The 19,446-nt window shown below is 39.7% G+C and carries 20 protein-coding genes; 10 read left to right on the top strand and 10 right to left on the bottom strand.

All coding sequences use genetic code 11. The annotated features are described in order from the left end of the window. Positions 1 to 46 precede the first annotated feature (46 nt). The 8 genes from scpA to mce form a co-directional block, all read right to left on the bottom strand. Positions 47 to 2,179 carry a methylmalonyl-CoA mutase gene (gene scpA, locus HPE63_RS04420; RefSeq protein ID WP_188313004.1) on the bottom strand — a complete coding sequence of 711 codons (2,133 nt, stop codon included), beginning with the start codon at positions 2,177 to 2,179 and terminating at the stop codon, positions 47 to 49. Then, a complete protein-coding gene (locus HPE63_RS04425; protein WP_188313005.1) occupies positions 2,176 to 3,993 on the bottom strand; it encodes a methylmalonyl-CoA mutase family protein in 1,818 nt (605 codons plus the stop codon). The genes scpA and HPE63_RS04425 overlap by 4 nt, the downstream gene beginning before the upstream one ends. A 52-nt stretch (positions 3,994 to 4,045) precedes the next feature. After that, complete coding sequence (locus tag HPE63_RS04430) at positions 4,046 to 5,335, bottom strand: acetyl-CoA hydrolase/transferase family protein (protein WP_188313006.1); 1,290 nt, start codon at positions 5,333 to 5,335, stop codon at positions 4,046 to 4,048. Positions 5,336 to 5,378: 43 nt separating this feature from the next. Next, a complete protein-coding gene (locus HPE63_RS04435; protein ID WP_223198041.1) occupies positions 5,379 to 6,701 on the bottom strand; it encodes a sodium ion-translocating decarboxylase subunit beta in 1,323 nt (440 codons plus the stop codon). 75 nt (positions 6,702 to 6,776) lie between these two features. After that, positions 6,777 to 7,196 carry a biotin/lipoyl-containing protein gene (locus HPE63_RS04440; protein WP_188313007.1) on the bottom strand — a complete coding sequence of 140 codons (420 nt, stop codon included), beginning with the start codon at positions 7,194 to 7,196 and terminating at the stop codon, positions 6,777 to 6,779. A 62-nt stretch (positions 7,197 to 7,258) separates the two neighbouring features. Continuing rightward, positions 7,259 to 7,627 (bottom strand): OadG family protein, encoded by a 369-nt coding sequence (locus HPE63_RS04445; RefSeq protein WP_188313008.1) that lies wholly within the window; start codon positions 7,625 to 7,627, stop codon positions 7,259 to 7,261. Next, positions 7,624 to 9,183 carry an acyl-CoA carboxylase subunit beta gene (locus HPE63_RS04450; protein WP_188313009.1) on the bottom strand — a complete coding sequence of 520 codons (1,560 nt, stop codon included), beginning with the start codon at positions 9,181 to 9,183 and terminating at the stop codon, positions 7,624 to 7,626. The genes HPE63_RS04445 and HPE63_RS04450 overlap by 4 nt, the downstream gene beginning before the upstream one ends. A 51-nt stretch (positions 9,184 to 9,234) precedes the next feature. Then, positions 9,235 to 9,639 carry a methylmalonyl-CoA epimerase gene (gene mce, locus HPE63_RS04455; RefSeq protein WP_188313010.1) on the bottom strand — a complete coding sequence of 135 codons (405 nt, stop codon included), beginning with the start codon at positions 9,637 to 9,639 and terminating at the stop codon, positions 9,235 to 9,237. A 372-nt stretch (positions 9,640 to 10,011) separates the two neighbouring features. Between mce and udk the strand changes: the two genes are divergently transcribed. The 10 genes from udk to HPE63_RS04505 all read left to right on the top strand — a co-directional run bounded on the left by udk (position 10,012) and on the right by HPE63_RS04505 (position 17,570). Next, entirely contained in the window at positions 10,012 to 10,620 is a 609-nt protein-coding gene (gene udk, locus HPE63_RS04460; protein ID WP_188313011.1) for a uridine kinase, read from the top strand. A 6-nt stretch (positions 10,621 to 10,626) separates the two neighbouring features. Then, on the top strand, positions 10,627 to 10,968 hold the full coding sequence (locus HPE63_RS04465; protein WP_188313012.1) for an FtsB family cell division protein: 342 nt from the start codon (positions 10,627 to 10,629) through the stop codon (positions 10,966 to 10,968). Positions 10,969 to 11,349: 381 nt separating this feature from the next. Beyond that, positions 11,350 to 12,123, top strand: a complete 774-nt coding sequence (locus HPE63_RS04470; RefSeq protein ID WP_188313013.1) for a ParA family protein — start codon at positions 11,350 to 11,352, stop codon at positions 12,121 to 12,123. Next, positions 12,124 to 13,026 carry a ParB/RepB/Spo0J family partition protein gene (locus tag HPE63_RS04475; RefSeq protein ID WP_188313014.1) on the top strand — a complete coding sequence of 301 codons (903 nt, stop codon included), beginning with the start codon at positions 12,124 to 12,126 and terminating at the stop codon, positions 13,024 to 13,026. It begins immediately after the preceding gene. Then, the gene (locus HPE63_RS04480; protein WP_317172898.1) at positions 13,019 to 13,657 is read left to right on the top strand and encodes a DUF5683 domain-containing protein; all 639 of its coding nucleotides are present in this window, start codon (positions 13,019 to 13,021) and stop codon (positions 13,655 to 13,657) included. The genes HPE63_RS04475 and HPE63_RS04480 overlap by 8 nt, the downstream gene beginning before the upstream one ends. Before the next feature lie 4 nt (positions 13,658 to 13,661). Next, the gene (gene dapB, locus HPE63_RS04485; protein ID WP_188313015.1) at positions 13,662 to 14,363 is read left to right on the top strand and encodes a 4-hydroxy-tetrahydrodipicolinate reductase; all 702 of its coding nucleotides are present in this window, start codon (positions 13,662 to 13,664) and stop codon (positions 14,361 to 14,363) included. Positions 14,364 to 14,390: 27 nt separating this feature from the next. Further along, positions 14,391 to 16,133 (top strand): signal peptidase I, encoded by a 1,743-nt coding sequence (lepB, locus tag HPE63_RS04490; RefSeq protein ID WP_188313016.1) that lies wholly within the window; start codon positions 14,391 to 14,393, stop codon positions 16,131 to 16,133. A 96-nt stretch (positions 16,134 to 16,229) separates the two neighbouring features. Next, entirely contained in the window at positions 16,230 to 16,592 is a 363-nt protein-coding gene (locus HPE63_RS04495; protein WP_188313017.1) for a four helix bundle protein, read from the top strand. A gap of 26 nt (positions 16,593 to 16,618) precedes the next feature. Further along, the gene (locus HPE63_RS04500) at positions 16,619 to 17,254 is read left to right on the top strand and encodes a WbqC family protein (protein WP_188313018.1); all 636 of its coding nucleotides are present in this window, start codon (positions 16,619 to 16,621) and stop codon (positions 17,252 to 17,254) included. Further along, positions 17,247 to 17,570, top strand: a complete 324-nt coding sequence (locus HPE63_RS04505) for a DUF6122 family protein (RefSeq protein WP_188313019.1) — start codon at positions 17,247 to 17,249, stop codon at positions 17,568 to 17,570. Before HPE63_RS04500 ends, HPE63_RS04505 begins: the two co-directional genes overlap by 8 nt. Here the strand turns inward: HPE63_RS04505 and HPE63_RS04510 are convergent. After that, positions 17,550 to 18,311 carry an endonuclease/exonuclease/phosphatase family protein gene (locus tag HPE63_RS04510; protein WP_188313020.1) on the bottom strand — a complete coding sequence of 254 codons (762 nt, stop codon included), beginning with the start codon at positions 18,309 to 18,311 and terminating at the stop codon, positions 17,550 to 17,552. The genes HPE63_RS04505 and HPE63_RS04510 overlap by 21 nt on opposite strands. A gap of 259 nt (positions 18,312 to 18,570) precedes the next feature. After that, positions 18,571 to 19,446: a rhomboid family protein gene (locus tag HPE63_RS04515; RefSeq protein WP_188313021.1), complete on the bottom strand. Its 876-nt coding sequence runs from the start codon at positions 19,444 to 19,446 to the stop codon at positions 18,571 to 18,573.

Here is a 19,446-nt window from a genome sequence, read left to right on the forward strand (position 1 = left end):
TGTATGAAGTTTTCACACACCCTTTTTTTGAAAAATTTCAACTTGTTTATGCTTGTTCTAAATATTTCTGCATGATGGTTATAGCAGATTCTGAAATCACCGTACCAGGACCAAAAATAGCAGCAACTTTTCTTTCTAATAAATAGTCATAATCCTGTTCTGGAATAACCCCACCGGCGAACACCATAATATCGGGTCTACCTAGTTTTTCAAGCTCGTTGATCAATTGAGGTATTAACGTCTTATGACCCGCAGCCAAACTCGATGCACCAACAAAATGAACATCATTCTCAATGGCCTGCTTCGCTACTTCCTCAGGTGTTTGGAAAAGTGAACCCATATCCACATCAAAACCTAAGTCGGCAAAACTGGAGGCTACCACCTTGGCTCCCCTATCGTGTCCGTCCTGACCCATTTTAGCGATCATCACCCTTGGGCGACGCCCTTCTATCTCAGCGAATTTATCGGCCAGTTTTTGGGCTTTTGCAAAAGTGCTATCGTTATCCACTTCCTTACTGTACACGCCACTTATTAGTTTAGTATCAGCTTTATGACGTCCGAAATGGACTTCCAAAGCATCTGAAATCTCACCTAAAGTAGCAAAATTTTCGGCTGCTTCAACCGCTAGTGCAAGTAAATTGCCTTTACCCGTCTCCGCACATTTTGATAATGCAGCGAGATTGGTATCAACGATGGATTGATCTCTATTGGCCCGTAATTTTTTTAGACGGGCAATCTGGGATTCACGGACAACCGTATTATCGACCTCTAGGATTTCAATTTTCGATTTCTCTTTTGTTCTGAATTTATTCACACCGACCAAGATATCCTGACCCGAATCCAATCGTGCCTGTTTTCTGGCAGAGGCTTCTTCAATCCGCATTTTTGGCACTCCGGTTTCTATCGCTTTTGCCATGCCACCAAGTTCCTCGACCTCCTCAATGAGCGCCCATGCTTTTTTGGCAATTTCCTTCGTCAAATATTCAACGTAATATGAACCAGCCCAAGGATCTACCGCTTTTGTCATTTGCGTTTCATCCTGGATATAAATCTGGGTGTTACGTGCAATACGTGCCGAGAAATCGGTGGGTAAGGCAATCGCCTCATCCAACGCATTTGTATGCAAGGATTGGGTACCTCCCAAACCAGCTGCCATGGCCTCTATACATGTACGTGCAACATTATTGAAAGGATCCTGCTCACTTAAACTCCAACCCGAAGTTTGGCTATGCGTACGCAAGGCCATCGATTTTGGGTTTTTAGGATTAAACTGTTTAATGATTTTTGCCCATAGCATTCGGGCAGCACGCATTTTTGCGATTTCCATAAAATGGTTCATCCCCACGGCCCAGAAGAACGATAATCGCGGCGCGAATTCATCGATTTTCAATCCCGATTTCAAACCGGTCCTGATATACTCCATACCGTCCGCAAGGGTATAGGCCAACTCAATATCGGCGGTAGCCCCGGCCTCTTGCATATGATATCCACTAATGGAAATGGAGTTGAATTTAGGCATATTCTGGGTGGTATACTCAAAAATATCACCAATGATCTTCATAGAAGGCAATGGTGGGTAGATATATGTATTACGAACCATGAATTCTTTTAAAATATCATTTTGGATCGTACCACTCAAATGATCAAGAGAAACGCCTTGTTTCTTTGCCGCGGCAATGTAAAAGGCCATGATGGGCAGTACGGCACCATTCATGGTCATAGAAACGGACATCTTATCCAACGGAATTTGATCAAACAGTATTTCCATATCCAAAATGGAATCAATGGCTACCCCAGCCTTACCAACATCCCCTGTTACCCTTGGGTGATCGGAATCATAACCACGGTGCGTGGCCAAATCGAAGGCTACAGAAAGTCCTTTTTGGCCAGCGGCCAAATTTCTTCTATAAAAGGCATTCGATTCCTCCGCCGTGGAGAATCCGGCATACTGACGAATCGTCCATGGTCTGGTGACATACATTGTGCTGTAGGGCCCTCGTAAAAAAGGAGGAACACCAGCAGCAAAGTGTAAATGTTCAGCATCCTTGATATCTTCTTTGCTAAAATGCTTTTTTACCGGAATTCCTTCTGGCGTATTCCAAACTTCGTCTTTCCCCGAAGTGCCGGTTTTTTGTGCAGCCGTTTTATTTAATGTCAAATCTGAAAAATCAGGTCTCATACTTCTAAGGATTTTAATGTTTTCTGAATTTTATCCTGAATCTTTGAAATCGTGCCTATAACATCGGATTTCATATGAACACAGCCGTCCAATCCAGCTTTCGTCAATTCATCGATAATATTTGTAGGGTTACCGGCTAAGAGCAGCACCTTTTCATTATTCAGTGCCCTAAATGTTTTGACAAAGGCCAATCCATTATCATCATAATCCTGGTCCGAACTACAAATGACCACGACATGGGAATCAGACTTAGCACTCTGTTCGGCAGCCTCCTGTGCCGATGCATATGCCTTTTCCTGATGCATATCAAAACCACTTACACCGATGAAATCATACGCAAAGGCGGCCCTTGCTTTTCTCATCGTAAGATTTCCAAAACTGGTCAATTCAACTATAGGTCGTTTTTGGGTTTTGTTGACCAAGTCCTCCGTTCTTTTTCTAAGCGCCTCAATTTCCAAAGATGCCCTTCTTGGGCTTAACACCTTGGTGCCCACTTCGCTACCTGCCGATAATATAGAGGCATCCACAGTTTCCATTAGATTGGGATACTTGTTCACCCCTACCATTGGGAGTCTTCTTTGACTGATCAATTTGATTTTTTCCTGCCTAATTTCAGCAATTTGTTGCTGAATGTCCTCATTTTCGAATGAGGTAAAAAATCCACCTTTATTCTCTATTTCCTTGAAAAGCTCTAAAGCCCTGTTGGCGATTTTGGCCGTAACCTCCTCAATATAATAGGAACCGTCTACAGGGTTTGCCACCTTTCCTAAATAGGATTCCTCCCTTAATATAGTCGTGATATTGCCAGCAATACGGCTTGAAAAGTCCGATGGTTTGCTGAATTCCTTATCAAAGGCATCGATCAGTACTCCATCAACATTCCCTAAAATTGCCGACATGGCTTCTGTTGTTGCCCGTAATAAATTGGTATGTGGGTCTGTGACCGATTTACTCCAAACTGAGGTTTTTGCGATCATGGTATGCGTAAACGCCGTTATTCCATATTTTGAGGCGATTTCCTTTAGTAAGCTAGTAAAAGCCCTGAACTTGCCAATCTCTACGAAATATTCAGAGCCAATGGCCAATTTAACGTTGAGATTGTTTAGCACATCTTTCTCGGAAATACTTCTTTCCTTAAGTTTTTCAATTACAAAAACCAATGAACTTAATGTATAGGCAACTTCTTGTACCTGGTTGGCACCAGAATCCAAGTATTCATTACCAGAAATAGTTACTGCCTTATAATTTGGATACTTCGCTACTAATTTGACTAGTTCTGCCCCTTGATCGAAAAGGGACATCTCCAATTTACCACTAGTAAGGTATTTGGAAATCAACCCAGTATCAAAATACCCCTTTAAATTTTCAACAGCTATTTTGCTTTTCTCGACAAACTCAGCAAAATCAGTGGCAAACGGGACTGTATCTTTATTTAAAATAAAAGAAACAGCAATATTGTTTAGATCCAATCCCTTTAAAAGCTGTTCGGCGGAAACGTTTGTGTTAAGTGTAAAAAGTAATCCATTGATACCTTCTTCTACTGCTTTTATAGCCTGTTCATTACCTTGCTTGGCAGCAGTCACCGTAATATTTCGATAATTGATAAGATTTTGCGAATTCTCACCGGTATTCTTTACATAGTCCTTTTTATCCTCTGCAGTATAAAATGGATCGATTTTGATATTGCTCAAGTTCTTCCAAACCAGTTTCTTTTCAAAATCTGCGCCTTTAAGATCAATTTCAACTTTTTCCAGCCATTCTTTTTTGCTTACAGCATTGAATTCTGAAAAAAGTGACTTATGCTTATCGTTCATAATATGTACTATTAATAATAATATTTTTTACTCCTTGTAATTTAAAACAAAGTTAGTGAACCGATATACTACTACCGAATCTTTCGAAAATAGCTTTATCCAATTCTTCCCTATGGTCGGGATGGGCAATATCTCGTAATAATTGCGCCCTTTCCTTCAAGTTTTTTCCAAATAATAAGGCTACACCATATTCCGTAGCCACATATCTGGCATGTGCCCTTGTCGTTACTACCCCAGCGCCTTGCTTTAACATAGGTACGATTTTGGAAACCCCTTTAGCTGTAGTGGAAGTAATGGCAATAATCGGTTTACCACCTTTTGACAAGGCCGCACCTCGCATAAAATCCATCTGCCCTCCTACCCCTGAGAACATTCTAGTGCCTATTGAATCAGCGCAGACTTGGCCGGTAAAATCTATCTCGATAGCCGAATTAATCGCTGTTACTTTAGGGTTTTGGCGTATTACTGCCGTGTCATTCACATAAGCGATATCTTTCATTTCTATCTCAGGATTGTCATCCATAAAATCATAAAGCCGTCTAGAGCCCATCGCAAAACCGGACACGATCTTATAAGGATTTGTTTTTTTCTGCGATCCGTTCACGATACCTTTCTCTACCAAATCAACGATACCTTCTGAGAACATTTCAGTATGAACCCCTAAATCCTTATGATTTTTTAAAAAGCTTAACACGGCATTTGGAATACCACCGATACCCATCTGCAACGTGGCCCCATCCTCGATGATTTCTGCAATGTTCTTACCGATCAATACCTCCTCCTCGGTCGGCGCAGTCAATATCATTTCGTGTAATTCCTCTTCCACTGCAACACAGGCTGCGAAATTGTTCAAATGAACCAAGGCATCCCCAAAGGTTCTGGGCATACGGGGATTGATCTGTGCTATGACTTTTTTTCCCTGCTCTATCCCTGAAATTACGATATCAACAGAAACCCCCAACGAGCAGAACCCATGCTTGTCCGGAGGGGACACATTGACCATGACAACATCAAGATCCATGTAACCTTCACGGAACAAACTCGGAATATCACTTAAGAAAATCGGAATATAATCGGCTGTATCCCCTATTCTTTTTCGGATATTGCCACCAATAAAGAAAGCATTGGTCTTAAAGCTTTCCCTTACTTCTGGGGCCGTATAACCACATTCCCCTTCGGTATGCAAATGAACGATTTCAACATTTCTCAATTCAGGGGCACGCTCTACCATAGCCCTGACCAAAGTTTGGGGGGTTGCAGACCCTCCTTGTATCAATACCCTATTTCCTGATTCTATTAATTTGACGGCTTCCTGCGCTGTCATTAAATTTGGAATTTTCATATGTTTAATTTTAATATCTCTCGTTTACCGATGAAAATATGATTTATGCTAAAAAACTCAATAAAATACCCGCCGCAATGGCAGAACCTATGACCCCCGAAACATTGGGAGCCATAGCGTGCATTAATAAATAGTTGTTGGGATCCGCTTTTAGCCCTTCTGCATGTACCACCCGCGCACTATCAGGTACTGCGGAAACCCCTGATGCACCGATCAGCGGATTGATCCTATTATCCCCTTTTAGGAACAGGTTCATTAATTTGGCAAAGAGCAACCCTCCCATCGTGGCTATGACGAATGATATGGCCCCAAGGCCGAAAATCATCATTGAATCCTTGGTAATAAAGATATCCGCTTGTGTTGACGCCCCCACGGTTACTCCCAACAAAATAGTGACAATATCGATAAGTTTGGTACGTGCGGTATCTGCAAGGCGTTCCGTTCTACCTGATTCCTTCAATAAGTTCCCAAAGAACAACATTCCCAATAAAGGTAGGGCACTTGGTGAAATGAAGGTAGTCAATAACAAGGCAACCACCGGGAATATCATTTTTTCCTTTTGGGTAACAGCCCTTGGCGGTTTCATGCGTATTTTCCTATCTTCCTTTGATATCAATAAGCGCATGATGGGTGGCTGAATTACTGGGACCAAGGCCATATAAGAATATGCAGCTATCGCTATGGGGCCTATAAGATTTTTCACCGTTGTTCCATCGGGGAGTATATTTATCCCGTTCGCCAACTTTGAAGATAGGAATATCGCCGTAGGACCATCAGCACCACCAATTATGCCTATCGCTCCTGCTTCCGGCAATGCAAATCCTAAATATAGGGCACCAAGGAATGTGGCAAAAACCCCGATTTGGGCTGCAGCTCCCAATAACATTAATTTAGGATTGGCTATCAAGGATGAAAAATCGGTCATTGCCCCTATGCCTAAAAATATCAAGGGTGGATACACCCCTTTGACTACCCCAAAATATAAATAATTCAAAACGGAACCTGTTTCATAAATCCCTGTTTGATTACCGGCGACAAAGGGAATGTTACCAATAATCACACCAGCACCAATAGGAATCAATAAAAGTGGTTCATAATCAAATTTGATACCTAGATAAATGAATATGATTCCAATAAGGATCATGAGTATATGTCCCAAAGTGGCATTTGCGAAACCGGTATAATTGTAAAATTCTTGTATGCCGTGGAAAGCATTTGTCATAACGCCTTCTTCTTGGTTGGTTTCTTCCTGTGTGGTTACCAGAGTAATATCCTTATCAGGCTTGGCATCACTATTGAAACCCAATAAGGGTCTTATAAAAATCAATAGCGATAGTACTCCGAATATTATAATTATTTTCTTCATTTTATTTTTTTTTGCGAGTATTTGCAGGATATTGCTGTAGCTAAGGCACCAACATTACCCACATCCACGAAATTTCTACTCTAGTTCTATCATTATTTCGTTTTGCAATACTTGCTGTCCAACACCTACATGAACCGCGGTCACGGTTCCTGCTTTTTCAGAGGTGATATTGTTTTCCATTTTCATTGCTTCGAGCACTAAAAGCTTATCCCCTACCTTGATTTCATCCCCGACTTTAACATTGAGCGATAGAATCACACCAGGAATAGGAGCTACAATCTTTGTTTTTGAAGAGCTAGGATTCACTTTAAGTGGCTCAGAAGGTCTTTTTGAGGCAGCACGCACCAAAGTGGGTGTTTTGGTTTGCTTAACTTCCTGCTTCATATCAACGGAATAGGAGGTTCCGTTTACTTCCAATTGAATATTATTTCCTTCATGTGAAAGAATTCTAACATGGTAGCCGTTACCCCGTATTTTAAATTCAAAATTTTTCATTCTTATTTTTTGTTTTTCTTTGACTTGATCCGTTCTACATTGCGCTAACAGATACTGATTGGTTATAATCTTCGATGATGTGTTCCATAAATTTTAGAACTCCATGGGGAATATTGTTTTATCGCCTGTTTTATAGTCAATATGGCACTTTCCTCATCATGTTTCTCTTGAAGATGTAAATAAATTGCAGTAGATATCACTGCTGCTATCTCACCAGTAAATTCCTTATCCGCACTTATCTTGATATCGGTTATTTTCTTATCCTTTCCTTTGGTTATGATCTTGTATACAAATAACATTACCGGAAGGCCATACTTAAAGAACACTGATAGGATCAATAAGGCACAGAAAACTATCAGAAGTCCCGTCAATAATATGACATAGCCCTCACCAATTTGATCCGCAACTAAACTTATTATCAAATACATCATAAGGGTAGATTTGAGTGTTTTTTAGGAGGATTCACCTCTTTTTTGTTTGCAAGTAATTCAAGAGCCCTAACAATTCGGAAACGCGTGTTACGTGGTTCGATGACATCATCGATAAAACCGTATTTGGCCGCTACATAGGGATTGGCAAATTTTGCTGTGTATTCATCTTCTTTTTGTTCAATGTACTTGCTTTTCTCATCGGCATCCTCGATTTTTCGAATATTACTGCCTTCCAGGACTTCAACGGCTCCCTTGGCACCCATTACTGCAATTTCAGCGGTTGGCCATGCATAGTTCAAATCACCTCGCAATTGTTTACAGCTCATTACATCATGGGCCCCACCATACGACTTACGCAAGGTAATGGTCACTTTGGGAACTGTAGCTTCGCCATAGGCGAATAACAACTTTGCCCCATGAAGAATAATACCCCCATATTCCTGGCCAGTACCCGGTAAGAAACCAGGGACATCTACCAAAGTAACGATAGGGATATTGAAAGCATCGCAGAAACGAACAAATCTCGCTGCCTTTCTAGAGGCTTCGATATCCAGAACTCCTGCATAATATTTAGGTTGATTCGCAACAATACCTACCGAACGTCCATTAAATCTAGCAAATCCGACGCAAATATTCCGAGCATAATTTCTATGCACCTCTGTGAACTCCCCATTATCAACTAGTATTGAAATTACATCAACGATATCATAAGGTTGATTTGGGTTTTCGGGGATAATCTCGTTCAAGGCATCTTCTAATCGGTCGATCGGGTCTTTACATACAATTGCAGGAGGTTCTTCCAGATTATTTGAAGGAAGGTAACTCATTAATTTACGGATCAACAATAAGTTCTCTTCGTCGGTTTCGGCCAAGAAATGGGATACACCCGACTTCGTTGAGTGAATATTGGCGCCTCCCAATTCCTCTGCAGTCACAACCTCCCCTGTTACCGTTTGTACCACCTTTGGTCCTGTTACGAACATATAACTGGTCTTATCGGTCATAATCGTAAAATCGGTCAAGGCTGGAGAATATACGGCCCCACCGGCACAGGGTCCTAAAATGGATGAAATCTGCGGAATCACCCCAGAAGCCATTATGTTTCTTTGGAAAATTTCGGCATATCCGGCCAAAGACCTTACCCCTTCTTGAATACGCGCCCCACCACTATCGTTGAGCCCAATTACTGGCACCCCGATTTTCATGGCCATATCCATGATTTTACAAATCTTCAAGGCGTATGTTTCGGATAGTGACCCACCGAAAACGGTAAAATCTTGGGAGAATACATAAACTATTCTACCATCGATCGTACCATGACCGGTAACAACCCCGTCTGAAAGATAGTGTTCCTTATCCAATCCAAAGGACTTTGTCCTATGGGTTACGAACATATCGAACTCTTCAAAACTATCATCATCCAATAAGAGGTCTATTCTTTCCCTTGCCGTTAATTTGCCTTTCGCGTGTTGTGAATCGATCCGTTTTTCACCACCACCTAATCTGGCTTCGACCCTTTTCTCAATGAGTTCATTGATTTTATCTTGATTTGCCATTGTTTTTTTATTTCTTTACTTGATTGTCAATTTTTATTGTACCCTATACTCCTACTTCTTTGAACAAAGTTCTGTAAGTACCCCATGGGTAGACTTAGGATGTAGGAACCCTATACTCAATCCTTCAGCACCTTTTCGGGATACTTTATCGATAAGTTGCACGCCTCGTTCTTCAGCTGTCTTTAGGGCTTCATCGGTATCCTTTACCGCAAATGCCAAATGATGCATCCCCGGGCCCTTTTTTTCAATAAATTTACCGATAGGACCATCGGGAGAGGTACTTTCCAATAATTCTATCTTTGTGGACCCCACCATAAAAAATGCGGTTTTTACTTTTTGATCTACCACCTCTTCCACGGCGTAGCATTTAAGGCCCAATACCCCTTCATAATATTTGATCGATTCTTCTAGATTTTCTACTGCTATTCCTAAATGTTCAATATGCGAAATGTTCATGGTTGTTGAATTTTTCTATTGTTTATTATTTAATTTGACTGAACTAATTTCAACGCAATTCCTCTTTTTTTTAAAATAAGCGACAAAATTACCGCCAAGTTCGGCAGAATTACATGACAGATGTCATAAAATATTATAAAAGTGAATAAAGTAACTATATTAACCCCGATTGTACCTATTTCAACATTTAAAGGAATTATTAAATATTAGTCATAACATTTAAACAATGTCGCTTCTCGCCAACATTGAAAACGGCATCCTAGTTAAAGTTCGCCTTACGGGATACAAAAATAACCCAAGTTCTGGTAAGAAGTATTTTTCACGGCCCGATTTTCGGTCCAAATCGCTATTTTTGAAGAAAAATTACACATCATGTTGATAATTGGGATTGCAGGGGGAACGGGCTGTGGAAAAACCACGGTGGTCAATCAAATAATCAATGAATTACCAACCGATGAAGTTGGGGTCATTTCCCAAGATTCTTATTACAACGACCTTACACATTTGCCCCTTATCGAAAGGAAAAAAACAAATTTCGATCATCCTAAATCCATTGATTTTACCTTAATGGAGGAACATTTGACAGCCTTGAAATCGGGGCAATCGGTTCAACAACCTGTCTATTCGTTTGTCGATTGCAATAGAACCCAGAATACCGTTGAAACCCATGCTAGAAAGGTGATGATCGTTGAAGGTATTTTAATTATGACGAATCCAAAGATTCGTGAAATGCTCGATATTAAGATATTTGTCCATGCAGATTCTGACGAACGATTGATAAGAAGGCTAAAAAGGGATGTAAATGAACGTGGGTGGAATTTGGACGAAACATTGGATAAATACCAATCAACCTTAAAACCCATGCATGACCAATTTATTGAACCGACCAAGGAATATGCCGATATCATTATCCCAAACAACAAATATAATACGGTAGCCGTTGACATTGTACGTACTATCATCACAGAAAAATTGGTATAATAGACTATGGGGTTCAAAGATCTTAAGAATAAAAGATGGTTTCATGTACTTACAAATCTATATGTAATGGTGCTGACCATCTTTGTGGTGTGGATGCTATTTTTTGATACCAACTCCTTGTTGATCCATAGGGAATTGAGAAAGGAAATTAAAAATCTCGAAAAAACCCAACAATTCCTCCGTAATGAAATTGAAAAAGACAAGAAGATCATTGAAAAACTTTCGGATACCAATGAACTGGAAAAATTTGCAAGAGAGCAATATTACCTGAAAAAGAAAGAAGAGGAAATTTATCTCATCGAATACGAGGATAGCCTTAAGCTCAAAGAACAGGAGGATGAAGAATGAATAAGGCTGAGTGCATAGCCTTCGCAACCATCATGGGCGAAATAAATCAATTCCCCTTTTTTTAATTTTCACGAACACCCAATTACCTTACTCAAATAGAGGTTTTAACGTATTGGAAGAATAGTCCCAATCCAGATATTCTTGATCATGATACCCTTAAAAGCTCGGTAAGGCCAGAAGGATTTTCAAGTTCATAGGAATGATTTGATATGCCCATAAGCCAAAAGTGTTAAATCGCCGTATTAAGATAGATGAACACCCCATACATAAAACTTTAACTCTATTTAACGACTCCTACCCCGGTTATTCACTTGGTGTTAACAAATTACATTTTCTAACGCCATAAATAATCGTATTTTTAACCCCTAACTTACGATGATTATGGGCAAGATAATTGCTATAGCAAATCAGAAAGGTGGTGTAGGTAAAACTACCACTACCGTAAACCTAGCTGCCTCACTGGGTGTTCTGGAGAAAAAAGTATTACTCATTGATGCTGATCCCCAGGCCAATGCGACCTCAGGATTGGGAATCGATGTTGAAGCAGTGGAAATAGGAACCTATCAATTATTAGAACATACCAAAACTGCGAAGGAAACTATAATACCCACAGATTCCCCAAATTTGGATTTGATCCCTTCACACATCGACCTTGTAGCCATTGAAATAGAATTGGTAGACAAGGATGAACGGGAATATATGATGAAAAAGGCCATTTCCGAACTCAAAAACGATTATGATTATATTCTTATCGATTGTGCCCCATCGTTGGGCCTATTGACATTAAATGCATTGACCGCTGCCGATTCGGTAATAATTCCGATCCAATGCGAATATTTTGCTTTGGAGGGATTAGGCAAACTGTTGAATACCATTAAGAGTGTACAGAAAATACATAACCCCGATTTGGATATCGAGGGACTTTTATTGACGATGTTCGATTCCAGGCTTCGACTTTCGAATCAAGTTGTAGAAGAGGTACGCAAACATTTTTCAGAGATGGTCTTTGACACCATTATCCAACGTAATGTGCGGTTGAGCGAAGCGCCCAGTTATGGCGAAAGCATTATTAAATACGACGCAAGTAGTAAGGGAGCCATCAATTACTTGAATATGGCGAATGAATTATTGAAAAAAAACAAGGAAACTGTTTAAATGGCGAAGGCAACAAAAAAACAGGCATTGGGCCGAGGACTTTCCGCCCTATTGAAAGACCCGGAAAATGATATAAGATCCGCCTCGGATAAGAATGCCGATAAGGTAGTTGGCAATATAGTGGAACTCGATATTACCGCTATTGAGGTCAATCCGTTTCAACCGAGATCCAGTTTTAACAACGAAGCCCTAGAGGAGCTGGCTTCCTCTATTCGTGAACTAGGTGTTATACAACCCATCACTGTTCGAAAACTTGATTTCAACAAGTATCAATTGGTCTCCGGAGAAAGGCGGTATAGGGCATCTAAGTTGATCGGACTCGAGACCATACCCTCATACATACGTATTGCCAATGATCAGGAATCCCTAGAAATGGCCTTGGTCGAAAATATTCAAAGACAGGATTTAGATCCCATTGAGATTGCCTTGTCGTATCAACGATTGATAGACGAAATTCAATTGACTCAAGAAAAATTAAGTGAACGTGTGGGTAAAAAAAGGTCAACAATTACCAATTATATGCGTCTTTTGCGACTAGACCCCATTATTCAAACCGGTATTCGTGATGGATTTATGACTATGGGTCACGGTAGGGCATTGGTCAATATCGAAAAAAAGGCCGATCAAATTGCACTCTATGAAAGAGTAATCGGGAAAAATTTATCAGTTCGCGACACAGAGCTAGCCGTAAGGAACTATCATAAAGAACGTGACTCCACTAAAGGAATTGTAAAAAGTGAATCCCCAACGGTGTTCACAAAAAAAGCTTCAGGTGAGCTTGGTGACCACTTGGGTGCAAAAGTGACTATAAGTGCTGCGGAAAGTGGTAAAGGAAAGATTACGATTCCATTTCATTCAGAAGAAGAATTCCAACGTATTAAAAAATTAATCGTAGGTGAATAACTTCCTCATCACTTTATTATTCTTAATATTTACGATCCTGCCATCCTCAGCCCAGGAAAATGATTCCATACCAATGCCAAAGGATTCTTTAGCCATGGATTTAAAGGAGAATGGTATTGTGGTACAAGAGGTCGTGGCAAAGAATGAAAAGTCCATTAATCCGCTGGCACCGAGCAAGGCCGCATTTTATTCAGCTGTTTTACCTGGATTGGGTCAAGTCTATAACAAACGCTATTGGAAAGTGCCTATTGTATATGCCGTCATCGGGACAGGAGTCTACACATACACCTATAATGATGACCTTTATGATCGTTTTAGGACGGCTTTCAAAAGCAGAAAGGCGGGGTTCACCAATGACGAGTTTTATGACCCTGATAATAATTTACCCACACCCCATTTTGAGCTTGACAAATTAGAGAATCAACAGGAGCGATTTCAACGAGATCGGGATCTCGCATTGGTCCTTACAATAGCTATGTATGTACTTAATATTATTGATGCCAATGTCGATTCACATTTGAAACAGTTTAATATCAATGAGGATTTAAGTTTGGATGCACGCCCTTATTTAGATTTAGATCCTATTACCAATAATCCCAATTATGGGTTCGCATTTATCATAAAATTCTAAAATCATGAAGGTAGCTTTATTCGGATATGGGAAAATGGGCAAGATGATCGAACAAATTGCCGTACAAAGAGGGCACCAGATTATAGCAAAAATCGATGTGGGTACTACTGAAATAGATTTTACCGAAATGGATGTTGCCATAGATTTCAGTATGCCCAGTGCTGCTTACGGCAATATTAAACAATGTATAACCCATAATGTTCCGATTATTTCGGGCACCACGGGCTGGTTAAAGGATTATGACAATGCCGTAACGCTGTGTAACGAAAAAAAAGGAGCTTTCATCTATGCCTCCAATTATAGTTTGGGGGTGAATATCTTTTTTGAAATGAATGCCTATTTGGCCAAAATGATGCAACATTTAGATCAATATAAAATCCGATTGGAAGAAATACACCATACGCAAAAACTCGATGCACCCAGTGGTACTGCCATTACCCTGGCGGAAGGAATACTGGCAAACTCGAAGTATAAGAATTGGAGTCTTGATACAGGAGAAAAAGATGAAATTGTCATTACTTCCAAAAGGATCGATGATGTGCCAGGAACACATATTGTTGAATATAATTGTGCAGTAGACAGTATTGAGATTAAACATACCGCACACAATCGTGAGGGATTTGCACTAGGTGCTGTAATTGCCGCTGAGTGGATCATTGGCAAAACGGGGGTATTCACGATGCGCGACGTGTTAAACCTTGGTTAATTAAAAAAATAAAAGTAAACAACGAATATGAACGGTACCCAGTGGATTATTTTCATCTTGATCATTCAGGTCATACATTTCCTAGGAACTTGGAAATTATATGTAAAAGCAGGTAGAAAAGCTTGGGAGGCTGCTATTCCAATTTATAATGGCATCGTTTTGATGCAGATCATAAAACGACCCAAATGGTGGGTTATACTGCTTTTTATTCCTATTATCAACCTAATGATGTTCCCGGTTGTTTGGGTAGAGACCATTCGAAGTTTTGGAAGGAAGAGTCTTATGGAATCTTGGTTGGTCGTACTCACCCTTGGTTTTTATATCTATTATGTTAACTATTCCTTGGATGTCGAATATATCGAAGATCGAAGTTTACACCCTACTACGGCTTTAGGGGAATGGGTAAGTTCCATTGTATTTGCTGTGGTTGCGGCCACCTTGGTGCATACGTATTTTATTCAACCCTATGTCATTCCAACCGGATCTCTGGAAAAAACCCTTCGGGTCGGTGATTTTTTGTTTGTAAGCAAATTTCATTATGGGGCACGGGTCCCGATAACGACCATTGCTGCCCCTATGGTGCATGATACCTTACCTGGATTGGGAACACGTTCCTATGTAGCCGATGTAGATCCCAGTACCTATAAGACTTCACTGCTGAATAAAACGCACCTGCCGTATATGAGATTGCCCGGAGTCACCAAGATAGATCGAAACGACATTGTGGTCTTTAGTTGGCCTGCAGATACCGTATACCGGTTTTTCAAAAAAGAAAGAGGGGTAAAAAAACCTATTGATAAAAAATCGAATTATGTGAAGCGCTGTGTTGGAATTCCTGGTGATTCATTGGCCGTAATCGATGGTTATGTTTATATAAATGGGAAGCAGACGGTTTTACCGGATAGGGCAAAACCCCAATATGATTATATGGCTTATTCACAACAAGGAGTTTCGTCTAAACTATTGAAAGAGCTAGGGGTCACCGATTTCAACCGTATTTTTATCACTTCCCAGCTCAACCAAAGCCAGTTGAACATGATAATGCCCTATTTATTAGGGAGCAGACGGGGAGAATCTGGCAATATTGAGCTTATTACCAATCATTTGGGAATACCTACCAAAGTAATTCGAAGTGCGGGATTATCGCTGAAGGAACAAACAGATCGTCAGCGTTTATTGACCATTACAGAGAATTTAGCTGCCAAATTAAAAAACCGCACCGGAATCGATTCCATCATTAAAATTTTGGAACCCAAGGGCAAACCGGGTTATAATATCTTTCCCCAGGATAATAGATATGCATGGAACAACGATAATTTCGGTCCTATTTATCTTCCTGAAAAAGGTAAGACCGTAGCGTTGGATATTGATGTGTTACCCCTTTATAAAAAGATTATAAAGGATTATGAAGGTAATTCCCTATCTGTGAACGGTAGCCAAATACGAATCAATGACCAAGTCACCGACACCTATACATTCAAGCAAGACTATTATTGGATGATGGGTGATAACCGTGATCATTCCGAAGATAGCAGAACATGGGGTTATGTACCCGAAGATCATGTCGTGGGCACACCAATATTTATATGGATGAGCATCGAAAATTTCACAAATGGTTGGCGCAACTGGAGCTTTCGCTGGGAACGTTTTTTTACCACGGTCAATGGCTCAGGCGAACCGGTTTCCTATTTCAAATATTTTTTGATGACCCTTGCGGGTTGGTTTATTTTTGATTTTATCAGAAAACGTAGAAAGAAGGCTAAAGGTTGATTCGTGTTTTGTGGATTTGTTGATAAACATTTGGAATTTATATATTGAAAACAAATTAACAAATTACCCAAGCAACAAGTAAAGGAACAGATATATATGTACACTTATTCTTTTGAAAAATTGGAGGTTTGGAACGAAGCCAAAGAATTTACAAAAACAGTATACCTATTAACTTCCAAATTCCCCGATAACGAAAAGTTTGGGCTGACTTCTCAAATTAGAAGGGCATCTGTTTCCATATGTTCGAATATTGCTGAAGGATCAGCTAGAAAAACAGATAAGGACAAGGCATTCTTTACAACAATTGCTTTTAGTTCAGCAGTAGAAGTATTAAATCAACTCATCATATGCAAAGACTTACAATTTTTAAATGGTGAAGACTATGACAAATGTAGACTCCAAATTGAAAGTATCACCAATAAACTAAATGCGTTACGAAACTACCAAATCAACAAATAACCGATTCAACGAATTCTCAATACATAGTGAAAACCCTTCTGCATCCAACATACTTCCCAAATATAGTAACAACTGCCCTAATGGTACAAAAAGATGTGATATGGGAAGTCGAGGATAATTACCAGAAACAGACCTATAGAAATCGCTGTGTTATATGTACGGATACCGGTCGACATTTTCTAAGTATCCCCATCAAACATGTAGGGGGCGATCAGGGAAGGCAGAAATATAAGGAGGTAAAGCTGGATAACGATTACCCATGGCAACGACAACATTGGAGAACTTTGCAAACGGCCTATCGTACATCGCCATTTTTCGAGTACTACGAAGATGATATTGCCATTTTATATAAGCAACCATATGATTTATTAATGGATTTTAATTTTGAGACTTTACGGGTGATCAGTGAATGTCTACAAATAGAACTACCAAAAACAAGGACCACCCTTTATCGGAAGGAGGTGCCCAAAGCCATGTTGGATGCTCGATTTTTAGTCCGGTGCAAAAACGAACAGGAATTTGTTCAGGAAGAATATGTGCAAGTGTTTGGCGATAGGCATGGATTCATAAATAACACAAGTATTTTGGATCTCTTGTTCAACGAAGGAACCAATGCGTTATCGTATTTAAACAATTTTAACCTCAACTTTCTGAATGCTTAGGTTTTTACTACACTATGGCATTCATTTTTTGGTGCCCATTTTTATTGCCTTCTACTTCTTCAAAGGACAAGGGTTTAAAATAGCTGTGTTACTCTTATTGGGTATCTTGATCGATATTGACCACATTTGGGCCAATCCTATTTTTGATCCCAACAGATGTAGTATAGGGTTTCATCCTTTACATAGCTACTGGGCAATTCTGTTATACACCCTATTCCTGTTCTTTAGTAAAACCCGGATCTTAGGCCTAGCGCTGATGATTCATATATTCGCCGATACGGTAGATTGCCTAATGCTACTCCTTCAATCGGAATGAAGCCATCACGGGCCTGTGGTCGGACATACGCACATTGAAATTTTTATGGGACATTATTTCTAACTCCGGATCTGCCAAAATATAATCGATACGAAAAGGTAAAAACTTAAAATCGTACGTACTCCCTAAACCAAAACCCTTTTCTTGGAAAGAGTCCTTCATATCACCTTTTATGGTATGGTATACACTGGAAAATTGGGTGTTGTTAAAATCCCCACAGATAATTTTACTATAGGATACCTTGTTGGCATGGTCTTTCACCAAATTCGCCTGCTGCTGTTGTTTTTGAATCGTTTTACCTAATCGTCTAAACAAATTTTGCGGTTGTTCTCTTTTAAAAGAACCTGCCCTGACTACTAGTGATTGTAAATGAAGATTATAAATTCTAATCGTATCTCTTTTTATTATAATATCTGCATATAATGCATTGTTGCCACTATTTGGAAAATTCAAAGATCCTGTTTCGACTATTTTATAATTGGAAAATATGGCTTGCCTGCTTTTACCGCTATAAAATGGAGTTTGGTATTTATACGGATAATGTCCCAGTTCATCATCCATGGTTATACTATATTCTTGAATACAAACAATATCAGGGTTTTCCAAAGCTATAAAACCCGTTATTTCATCGCTATAAGTAGGATTTCTCGACCATCTAACTCCCCTAGCACTATGTGAATTATAGGTCATTATACTAATTTCCCCATCGGCAATTGGATTATCAGAATAGTTGAATTTCAATAATTTACCCTGTGTGAAATATGCTAGTATTAGAACTGAAAGGGACAACAACACGTGTTTCTTCCTTTTGAATATCCAAAACAAAACGAACACTGAATTCGCCAACACCAAATATGGCCCTATTAAACTTATAGGTGACCAAAACGAAATTATGGGCCACTTAATATAAGGGCTAATACAAGTAAGTAGAAGCAAAAATGCAAAAAGCACATTAAGTAGAAATACCAATTTATTGAATGTACCCGGCCGTTTCCCCAAATCAATCTTCTTTACCGGCATTGAACAAAAAATCCTTTTCTTCTTTGGAAAGGCTTTCATAACCCGATTTACTGATTTTGTCCAGAATGGTATCTATTTTTCGTTGTCGGCTTTCCTTCTTGTAATCCATATTGGTTGTTGTCGTACGCTTCTTTTTACGATAGACCGTTTTCATAGGCGCTTTTTTCTCCGTTTTTTTAAAGAGATTTGCTATACTGTCCACCATTCTTGAAAAACCTTCACCGATATCCTTTCCGTTCAACAATTGTCGCGCATAAATGTACCCCAACAAAGCACCTCCCAAATGGGCAAAATTTCCACCAGGGTTGACACCCATCGAAAGTTGTACTAAATCCAAAACAACGATAAACGCACCCAAATACCACAATTTAATATTGAAAAAAATCAATCTAACCTCTTGGTTGGGGATATAGGCACAGATAAAGATCAATACGGCCCTTACCCCGGCCGATGCCCCGATCAAGGCGGCATTGACCTCGAAGAATGCCGGAAAGACATTATAACTCACCATAAAGAACAGTCCTCCCAGAATGACCCCAAGAAAATAGACATTCAAAAAACGCCTTCCATTGAACAGATTCAGAAAAATACGACCGACATAGTAAAGCACCAACATGTTCCAAAAGATATGGCCCAGGCCTCCGTGAAAAAACGAATAGGTGACAAGAGACCATGGTTGCATCAAGAAATCAAAAAAGTCTTTTGGCAACTGAAACCATCGAACCAGGATGTCGGGATCCATACGGAACAAAAGTGTAATCATTCCGTTAACTATGAAAACCAGGACATTAATGGCGATAAGCTTGTCAGCTATCGACAACCGTGCAATTTGATATTTTAAGTTTCCTTTGTCCAT

It is taken from the genome of Maribacter arenosus, assembly GCF_014610845.1.
Lineage (GTDB): Bacteria > Bacteroidota > Bacteroidia > Flavobacteriales > Flavobacteriaceae > Maribacter_A > Maribacter_A arenosus.